Source organism: Dactylosporangium sp. NPDC000244, from assembly GCF_040300725.1.
GTDB lineage: Bacteria > Actinomycetota > Actinomycetes > Mycobacteriales > Micromonosporaceae > Dactylosporangium.
Genome location: NZ_JBEPEH010000056.1, coordinates 75,202 through 84,266, shown reverse-complemented (window position 1 = coordinate 84,266; position 9,065 = coordinate 75,202). Strand labels below are relative to the sequence as shown.

8 protein-coding genes are annotated in these 9,065 nt (G+C 75.4%); 3 read left to right on the top strand and 5 right to left on the bottom strand.

All coding sequences use genetic code 11. The features are described 5' to 3' along the window. Positions 1–106 precede the first annotated feature (106 nt). Complete coding sequence (locus ABT369_RS51515; protein ID WP_350624883.1) at positions 107–1,078, top strand: DUF2332 domain-containing protein; 972 nt, start codon at positions 107–109, stop codon at positions 1,076–1,078. Here the strand turns inward: ABT369_RS51515 and ABT369_RS51510 are convergent. Beyond that, positions 1,073–1,717: a hypothetical protein gene (locus ABT369_RS51510; protein WP_350624882.1), complete on the bottom strand. Its 645-nt coding sequence runs from the start codon at positions 1,715–1,717 to the stop codon at positions 1,073–1,075. The genes ABT369_RS51515 and ABT369_RS51510 overlap by 6 nt on opposite strands. Positions 1,718–1,775: 58 nt before the next feature. On the opposite strand from ABT369_RS51510, the gene ABT369_RS51505 reads away from it, so the two are divergent. After that, complete coding sequence (locus ABT369_RS51505; protein WP_350624880.1) at positions 1,776–2,186, top strand: DNA-binding protein; 411 nt, start codon at positions 1,776–1,778, stop codon at positions 2,184–2,186. Here the strand turns inward: ABT369_RS51505 and ABT369_RS51500 are convergent. From ABT369_RS51500 to ABT369_RS51490, 3 genes are read right to left on the bottom strand one after another with little or no spacing between them, the layout of a single operon-like run. After that, the gene (locus tag ABT369_RS51500) at positions 2,183–3,793 is read right to left on the bottom strand and encodes a diguanylate cyclase (protein WP_350624878.1); all 1,611 of its coding nucleotides are present in this window, start codon (positions 3,791–3,793) and stop codon (positions 2,183–2,185) included. The two genes, ABT369_RS51505 and ABT369_RS51500, sit on opposite strands and share 4 nt — an antisense overlap. Positions 3,794–3,830: 37 nt before the next feature. After that, positions 3,831–4,487: a response regulator gene (locus ABT369_RS51495; protein WP_350624876.1), complete on the bottom strand. Its 657-nt coding sequence runs from the start codon at positions 4,485–4,487 to the stop codon at positions 3,831–3,833. Next, a complete protein-coding gene (locus tag ABT369_RS51490) occupies positions 4,484–5,614 on the bottom strand; it encodes a sensor histidine kinase (protein ID WP_350624874.1) in 1,131 nt (376 codons plus the stop codon). Before ABT369_RS51490 ends, ABT369_RS51495 begins: the two co-directional genes overlap by 4 nt. 144 nt (positions 5,615–5,758) lie before the next feature. Here ABT369_RS51490 and ABT369_RS51485 point away from each other — a divergent pair, with 144 nt between their 5' ends. Continuing rightward, entirely contained in the window at positions 5,759–6,448 is a 690-nt protein-coding gene (locus ABT369_RS51485) for a hypothetical protein (RefSeq protein ID WP_350624872.1), read from the top strand. Here ABT369_RS51485 and ABT369_RS51480 read toward each other — a convergent pair. Then, positions 6,426–9,044, bottom strand: coding sequence for a PAS domain S-box protein (locus tag ABT369_RS51480; RefSeq protein ID WP_350624870.1), 2,619 nt, complete (start codon positions 9,042–9,044; stop codon positions 6,426–6,428). The genes ABT369_RS51485 and ABT369_RS51480 overlap by 23 nt on opposite strands. Between the last annotated feature and the right edge of the window lie 21 nt (positions 9,045–9,065).

The following is a 9,065-nucleotide window of genomic DNA, read 5'->3' as shown; positions in this document are numbered from 1 at the left end:
GGTCACCACCATGCCCAGCCCATCCGCGCCGCCCACGAGAAGATCAACCAGCTGCCAAACAGCCTTGATCAACAGCTAACGAAAGACCGAGGCTAGCCTCGGAGGCATGAGCCTGGAGGGAACGGCCGAGGAGTACCGGTACTTCGCGACGGCGATGGCGCGCGGGAGCTCGCCGCTCTACGAGCGGCTGGGGCTGGCCGTGGCGCAGGACCGGGAGATGCTCGAGGCGCTGGAGGGGCTGCCGCCGGCCAAGCGGCAGCCCAACCTGCTGTTCGCGGCGGTGCGGCTGGTCGCGGGGACGCCGGACGGGTACGAGCGGCTGCGCGAGATCGTGTTCGACCGGCGCGATGAGGTCTTCGCGGTGATGCTGGCCCGGCGGACGCAGACGAACGAGCCGGGGCGCTGTGCGGGGCTCTACCCGGCGCTGGCCTCGCTGCCGCAGCCCCTGGCCCTGCTGGAGGTGGGCGCCTCGGCGGGGCTGTGCCTGCTGGCGGATCGGTACGGCTACGAGTACACCGGCAACGACGGCGGCGTGACCCGGGGCGGCGCGCCGGACGCGGGGCTGGTGCTGCGCTGCCGCGTCGACGGGCCGGCGCCGTCCGTGGGCCCGATCACGGTGGCTTGGCGGGCCGGGATCGACCTGAACCCGCTGGACGTCACCGATGACGACGACGTGCGGTGGCTGCGGATGCTCGTGTGGCCGGAGCAGACCGACCGGCTGGCGCGGCTCGACGCGGCCGTGGGGATCGCCCGGCGGGACCCGCCCCCGATCCACCGCGGCGACCTGAACGAGCGGCTCGACGCGCTCGCGGCCGAGGCGCCCGCCGGGGCGACGCTGGTGGTGCTGCACACGGCGGTCGTCGGCTACGTGCCGGAGCCGGCCCGTGGCGCGTTCGCGGAGCGGGTGCGGGCCCTGCCGGGGCACTGGCTCTCGCAGGAGACGGCGGACGTCTTCCCGGGGATCGCGGCGCGGCTGCGGGAGCCGGCGCCGGTGGAGACGGCCGCCTACCTGCTCGCGCTGGACGGGCGGCCGCTGGCGTTCACCGCGCTGCACGGGTCGTGGCAGCGGCCCCTATAGGGCGATCCAGGTGGCCCGGGCCACGGCGAGCGGGGTGCCGGACGAGTCGTACACAGTGGACAGTGCCTGGGCCTTGCGACCCTCGCCGCCCAGGTACTGCCCCATGACGACGCAGGTGTCGCCGGGCTCGGCGACGGCGTCGATCCACACGGCGAGGCGGCCCAGGACATACGGCCGGCCCTCGGCGATCACCGACCAGCCGCCGGGGCAGTCCAGCGCGGCCCACATGGTGACCTCGGCGACGTCGGCAGGCACGTGCCACGGGGTGGCGGTGCGGTCGCCGGAGACGGGGCCGGGCAGCAGGCCGAGGCCGTCGGCGCGCTCGGTGCCGCACACGTAGCACGTCGGGAACGGGTGGTCGCGCAGGCCCGCGTACCGCTTCGTCGCCTCGGCGGCCTCGTCCAGGGTCACCGGCCGTACGACATCCGGCTTCTCCCCCGGTGCGGGCCGGGCCTCGGCGACGAGCTCGTCGCCGTGCATCGCGCGGCCGTCGGCGAGCGTCAGGTCGGTCTCGAGCGGCGGCGGGCGGCGCAGGGTCACCTCCGCGGGGGCGAGGCCGAGCCGGGTGGCGACCAGGCCCGCACTGTAGCCGCCGTTGCCCGAGCCGGGTGGGCCGTTGTACCGCGCCGCGATCCGCATACCGCCCGGTCTACCATTGAACATTGTGTTGAAAACAAATCGTTGCTAGGCTGGCGGCATGAGCGAACTGCTGGAGCGGCCGGATCCGGGGGCGCGGCGGGCCGAGCGGGTGTACTCGGCGCTTGCCCATCTGACGTCGCGGCACGCGGGATCGCCGCAGTTGCGTGCGCGGCACGTGCATGCGGAGGTGGCGGCGCCGCACGAGGTGGTGCGCCTCGCGGCGGCCATGGCGGCCGGGTCGGTGCCGCCCGCGCCCGGGGAGCCGGCGCTGGACGAGTCCGACCTGGTCGCGGCGCTGACGTTGCTGCCGGACGTGCGTGCGGAAATGGACATCACGGAGGTGTACCTCCTGCAGACCGCCCGGGACCGCGGCATGACCTGGCAGGACATCGCGCTCAGCCTCGGCCTGGGCAGCCCGCAGGCGGCCCGGCAACGCTACGAGCGCCTCACCACCCGCACCGAGACCTAGGGAAACACCGTCGGGCGGAAGCGCGGGAGCGGGTGCAGCCCGTGCTTCGCCTCGTACATCTTCTTGTCCGCGTGCGCGATGAGGGCGTCGGCGTCCAGGCCGCCCGGGCGCGTCCAGGCCACCCCGATGCTGGCCCGCGGCCGCAGGATCGCGCCCCGCATGTCCAGCGGCGCCGACTCCAGCGCCGCCCCGAGGGCCAGGGCGAGGTCCTGGGCCTGTTCCAGGCGCGGCACGTCGCGGCACACCACCACGAACTCGTCGCCGCCGAGGCGGCCGACCACGTCCACGTCGCGGACCGCGCCGCGCAGCACGTGGGCGACGTGGGCGAGCATGCGGTCGCCGGCGGCGTGGCCGTAGCGGTCGTTGACGAGCTTGAAGTCGTTGAGGTCCACGAACACGGCGGCGGTGCCGTGCTCGGCGGCGGCCAGCGCGTCGGACAGCGCCGTGAGGGTCGCGGCCCGGTTGCGGCAGCCGGTCAGCTCGTCGAAGGCGGCGCGCCGCTGCAGCTCCTCGCGCAGGCGTACCTCCTCGGTGACATCGGCGAGGCAGATGACCGCGCCCGCGACGCGCCCGTCGGCGGTGGTGAGCGCGCGGGCCTTCGCGCTGGCCCGGCGCAGGCCGAGGCGGGGGTCGCGGTAGCCGTACTCGATGTCGGCGTCGGTGCCGTCGCGCAGCACGCGCACGAGGGCCGCGCCGACCATGGGCCGGTCCGCGGGGACCACCGGGTCCAGGGCCGCCGCGCCGAGCTCGCCCCCGACCTCGGTGCCCACCATGCGGGCGCCGCGCGCGTTCTGGTACACCACCCGCCGCCGCGCGTCGATCTGCACCACGCTCATGGGCAGCGCCTCGGTGAGCCGGCGCAGCAGCTGCTCGCTGGCCCGCAGCGCCTCCTCGGCGGCCATCTCGTCGGTGATGTCGAGCATCTCGGCGAGCACGCACGGCTCGGCCATGTGCAGCAGGCTGTGGTTGGTGATCTCGAACCAGATGACCCGCCCGTCGCGGTGCAGGTGCCGCAGCCGGATCCGCCGCGCCTCCCCGGCCGGGGCCGCGAGCAGGTCCATCCAGCCGGTGATGGCCCGCTGGTGGTCGTCGGGGTGCACGAGGTCGAGCGAGCGGCGCCCGGCCAGCTCGGCCGCGCTCCAGCCGAGCACCCGATGGATCTGCGGGTCCGCGTCGAGGATGACGGCGGTCGGGTCCTTGCGCATGGTGACCAGCCGCGGGCGGATGTCCTCGTGCTCGAGCACGCTGACGCCCTCGATGTCCGTGAGGATCAACACGATGACGTCGTACCGGTGGGAGACGTCGATCAGATGGAGCCGGGCCGGGCGGTCGGGCTGGGACCGCGGACGGAACCGGCAGTTGGCGACGCCCTCGCCGAGCAGCCGGTGCCAGGCGTCGATGATGGTCGTGTGGTCCTCGGGCAGGGCGAGCCCGAGCGCCGAGGCCGGCCCGTCGATCGGGCGCAGCCCGGCGTCGCGCAGTTCCTCCGGCAGGTCGACGAACAGCCCGGTGGGCCCGACGGCGCCGATGAACGCGCCGGGGTGTTGCGCGATCGTCGCCTCGAGCACCGCGTCGCGGTCCGCGGGGTCGACCCTGGTCTCGGCCATGCCCCGACATCGGCGCACGACCCGGGGAGTCAAGCAATCAGCCGCCGCCGGGGCGTATGAGCCCGCTCTCATACGCGAATGCAACCGCCTGCACCCGATCGCGCAGGCCGAGCTTGGTCAGCATCCGCGACACGTACGTCTTCACGGTCGCCTCGCCCAGGAAGAGGGTCGCGGCGATCTCGGCGTTGGACTGCCCGCGCGCGACCAGCCGCAGCACGTCGGCCTCGCGCTCGGTGAGCTCGGCCAGCCGGGCGGCCGCCCGCGGATCGGCCACCGGCGCCCCCGCGTAGGACTCGATGACCCGCAGCGTGACCGCGGGATCGAGCAGCGCCTGCCCGGCGGCGACCGTGCGCACGGCGTGCACCAGCTGCTCGGGCGGGGCGACCTTGAGCAGGAAGCCACTGACCCCGGCGCGCAGGGCCGCCCGCACCGCCTCGTCCTCGTCGAACGTGGTGAGGATGATGACCCGCGCGGCCGACTCGGCCAGGATGTGCCGGGCGGCCTCGATGCCGTCGCCCTTGGGCATGCGGACGTCCAGCAGCACCACGTCGGGGGCGCTGCGGCGCACCTCGGCCCGCGCGGCCGGGCCGTCCGCGGCCTCCCCGACGACCTCGATGTCGGGCTGGTGGTCGAGCAGCATGCGCAGCCCGGCCCGGATCATCGCCTCGTCGTCGGCGACCACGACGCGGATCATGCGAGCACCAGGGGGAACTCGGCCTCGACGGTGAAGCCGCCCGGCCGCTCCCCCGCGCGCAGCGTGCCCGAGGACGCCGCGACCCGCTCCCGCATGCCGAGCAGTCCGAAGCCGGCGGAGGCGTCGGCGGTACCGTGCCCGGCTTCGTTGTCGACGAGGAGCGAGACCCGCTCCGGCTCCCGGCGCAGCAGCACCGTGGTCGGCACCGGGCCGGCGTGGCGCAGGACGTTGGTCAGCGCCTCCTGCAGCACCCGGTAGGCCGAGATGTCCAGGGTTCTCGGCAGCCCGGCCAGGTCGCCCTCGACGGTCAGCGTGACCGGGAGCCCGGCCGCGCGGACCTCGCCGACGAGCTCCTCGGCGCGGGCGAGGGTCGGCTCCGGCGCGGCCGGGTCGCGCAGGAGGCCGACCAGGGCGCGCATCTCCCGCACCGACTCCCGGCCGAGCCGCTCGGCCCCCTCGAGCATCTCCGCCTGGGGCGTGCCCGCCGGCAGGGTGCTGCGCACGGCGCCGAGCTGCAGCACCATCACGCTGATCGAGTGCGCGACGGCGTCGTGCATGTCGCGGGCGATGCGCTGCCGCTCCTCGGCGACGGCCGCGTGCGCGCGGGCCTCGCGCTCGGCGTCCAGCGCGGCGTTGAGCCGGGCGAGCAGCTCCGCCCGGTCGCGCAGCCGCCGCGCGACGAGCCCGCCGCCCCACGCGCCCCAGGCCAGCAGGCCGAAGAAGAGGTTCTCCCAGGCCTGGGCGCCGAGGCCGGACACGGTGGAGGCGGCCGCCCGGCCCGCGACCCACGTTCCGGCGCTCGCGAGCAGGTGCAGCGCGAGCGGGGCGCGCCAGGACCAGCGGGCGACGCGGAAGCCGGCCCAGCCCGGCGCGGCCACGAAGCCCAGGACCGCGGCGCCGGTCGGCCCGTGCAGCCCGCCCAGCACGGCGATCGGGAACGCCAGGCCGACCAGCGCCGTCCCGGCGAGGGGCCGCCACGCGGCCAGCGCCATCCCGCCGACGACCGCGGCGAGGGCGGCGGCGGGCGCGGCCGGCGCGGCGGAGAACTGCTCGTCGAGCAGGATCTCGGCCGCGCCGATCACCGCGAGGGCCGCGGCCAGGCCCCCGGGCACGAGCTTGGCGTTCATGCGGCGAGCCTAGACGCCGCTGGTCAGCCGCCGGGTCGGCCGTACGACGGACACGGTGACGACTCCGCGTCCGCCGCGGGGCGGACGGGAGTCGAGACGCGCGCGGGCAGAGAACGGCGCCGAATCTCCCTAGCGTTCTGGGGCATGACGAACGAAACCTCTCCCGCTCGCCGGGTCATGCTGATCGCCGCCGGTGCCGCCCTCCTCGCGGGGGCCGCCTGCTTCTTCGCCGGCCTCGCCACGTCCCCGCCCGAGGTGGACGAGACGAAGGCCTCCTACCTTCGCTCGCTCGCCGCCGACCCGTTCACCACGCAGCTGTCGGCGCTGCTGCTGCACTACGGCAACCTGCTGATGGGCGCCGGCCTGCTCGCCGTGCCGCTGCTGGTGCGCGGGCGCCGCGGCGCGGTGCTCACGGTCGTCGGGGCGCTGGCGGGCGCGCTCGGGCTGCTGCAGATGTCCGGCGCGCTGCTGTCGGACTGGTTCCACATGGAGATCGGGCGCAACCTGCCGATCGAGCAGGCGGTGCTCGTCTCCGACAAGGTGCTCGCGCACCCGGCGGAGCAGCTCGCCTTCAACCCGGGGCCGCTGGTGTCCCTCGCGCTGCTGGTGACGTTCATCGGGCTGGCCCGCGCCGGGGTGGTGGGCTGGTGGACGGTGCCCGCCGTGGTCGTGGGCTACGCGGGGATGCTCTTCATGCCGTACGACACCCCGATCCTGCCCGCCGTGGGCACCCTGCCGATGCTCGCCGCGATGGGCTTCGCCGGCTGGCGGGTGCTCGGCCGGTCCCGGGTCGCGGGCGGTCAGCCGGTGCTCAGTCCGGTTGCGGCAGGCTGATCGTCACGACGGTACCGCCGCCGGGGTTCTCCTCGATCCCGATCGTCCCGCCGTGCCGGTCCACCACGCGCTGGACGATCGCCAGGCCCAGGCCGGTGCCCGCGTAGCCCTGGCCGGTGTGGGCGCGGTGGAACGAGGAGAGCACCTGGCGGCGCTGGTCGGCCGGGATGCCGATGCCGCGGTCGGCGACCGTGATGCGGGCCGTCCCGCCGGACCGTCCGGCGGCGACGGTGACCTCGGCGCGCCGGCCCGGGCGGGTGTACTTCACCGCGTTGCCGACAAGATTGTCGAGCACCTGCCGCAGCATGCCCGGGTCCGCCCACACCGCGGGCAGGTCCCCGGTGGCGATGGCGGGCCGGTCCGGCTCCGGCAGGTGGCCCGTGCGCACCGTGAGGATGTGCGCGACCGTCGCGGCGAGATCGGCCCACTCCGGGCGCAGCGGCGCGTCGCGCGCGGTGGCGTAGGCGAGCAGGTCGTCGATGAGCTGGTCCATGTGCCGGGCGTTGTCCCGGGCCCGGCCCACGTAGCTCGCGGCCGTCGCCGCCTCCCGCTCCGCCGGGTCCGGCTCGGCCAGCAGGTCCGCGGCCATCTCGGTGAAGCCGATGATGCCGGTCAGCGGGTTCTTCAGGTCGTGCGCGACGACGCCGGCGAAGGCGGCCAGCTCCGCCTCCCGGTCGCGAAGGGCGGTGACGTCGAACGCGGTGCAGATGGCGCCGGGGCGCCCGTCGGGCGAGCGCATCGGCCGGGCGTCGACGATGAGCGCCCGTTCGCGGCCGTCGTCGAGGTGCAGGACCATCTCGGCCGCCTCGAACACGTCACCGTGCAGGGCCCGGGCGAGCGGATGGGTGCCCGGGCCCGGCCGCTCGCCGGGCGGGGCGACCCGCACCAGGTCGCGCACGTGGGCCGGGGGCCGCGACGGGACCGAGCGGCCGGCCCGGTTGAGGTGCACCAGGTTGCCGCGCTCGTCGCAGGTGATGACGAAGACGGGCAGCAGGTCGAGGATCTCGTTCAGGTAGGCCCGCTGCGCCGCGAGCTCGGCGTTGCGCAGCTCCACCTGGGCCGCGGCGGCGTCCCGGGCCCGCTCGGCGTTGCGCCGGTCGGTGATGTCGGTGACCACGACAACGAGGTACAGCGGGCGCCCGGCCGGGTCGCGGACGGCCGAGATCGTGCTGTGGTAGTCCAGCCAGCCGCCGTCGAGGCGCTCGAGCCGGCCCTCGCTGCGCACCGACTCGCACTCGCCGGCCAGCAGCGCGGCGACGTTGGCGCGGCTCGCCGCCAGGTCGTCGGGGTGCAGCCGGTCCTCGACGTTGACGCCGACGAGCCGGTCCGGGGTCGTGCCGAGCATGGCCGCGAAGGCCGGGTTGGCCTCCAGCCACGTGCCGTCGGGGGCGCGCAGCACCTGCCCGGCCGCGGAGTACCGGAACTGCGCGAGGAGCCGCTGCTCGCTCTCGGTCGCGGCCTGCTCCGCGGCGCGCAGTGCGGTGATGTCGGTGTTGATCTCCAGTACCGATGGATGCTCCCGCTCCCCGTCCGGCTCCTGCGGGGCCTCGTGCACCACCTGCCGGCTGAGCACGATGATGCGCCGCCCGTCGGCGGCCCGGTGGTGCAGCTCCCCCGTCCAGTGCCCGTCGCGGCGCAGTCCCTCGTTGATCGCCTCGACGGTCTCGTCCGGGCCGGTCTGCTCGTGCTCGGTCGCGAGGAGCTTGTGCACGCTGAGCCCGGTGACGGCGACGGCGGGATAGCCGTACGTCGTCTCCGCCCCGCCGTTCCAGCCGCGAATGGTGCCGTCGAAGTCGCGGACGATGACGGGGGCCGGGATCAGCTGGAGCAGCCGCGCCTGCTGCTCCAGGCGGGCCTGGGCGATGCGGCGCTCGGTGATGTCCTCGATCTGCGCGACGAGGTACAGCGACCGCCCGCCTGTGTCCCGGATGACCCCGGCGCGCACGTGGACCCAGACGGTGTGCCCGTCGGCGTGGCGGAACCGGCGTTCGACGGTGGCGGTCTCGGCCCGCCCCGAGGCCAGGCGGTCGAGCGTCGCCAGGCTGTGGTCCCGCTCGGCCGGGTGCGCCAGCCGCTCGCCGGTCATCGTGGTCAGCTGGGCGACGGTGTACCCGGTGATCTCCGCCATCTTCGGGTTCGCCTGCAGGAACCGTCCGACGCTGCCGGGCCGCAGGTCGACGAGCAGCATGCCCGCGGGGCTGTTGTCGAAGCTGAGCCGGAACCGCCGCTCGCTGACCTCCAGCTCGGTGCTCTGCCGGCGCAGGCGCTCGCCGGTCTGCCGGCGGTCGCTGACGTCGCGCAGGTACACGCGGCAGCACCCGGACGCCCACGCGGGCCAGACGGAGATCTCGACCGGCACCCGGTGCCCGTCGCGGTGGCGGATCTCGGCCTCGACCGCGGGCTCGGCGGGCGGGCCGGCGTCGGGGCGCAGCCGCGGGGCGAGCCGGCCGTGCTCCTCGGCCGGCAGCAGGGTGTCCAGCAGCGACCGCCCGGCGACCTCGGCGGCCGTCCGGCCGGTGACCCGGGCGGCGGCGTCGTTCCACGACACGATGCGCCCGGCCCCGTCGACGTCGACGAACGGCTCCGCGCGCTCCACATCTCCCCAATCGACCCGAGC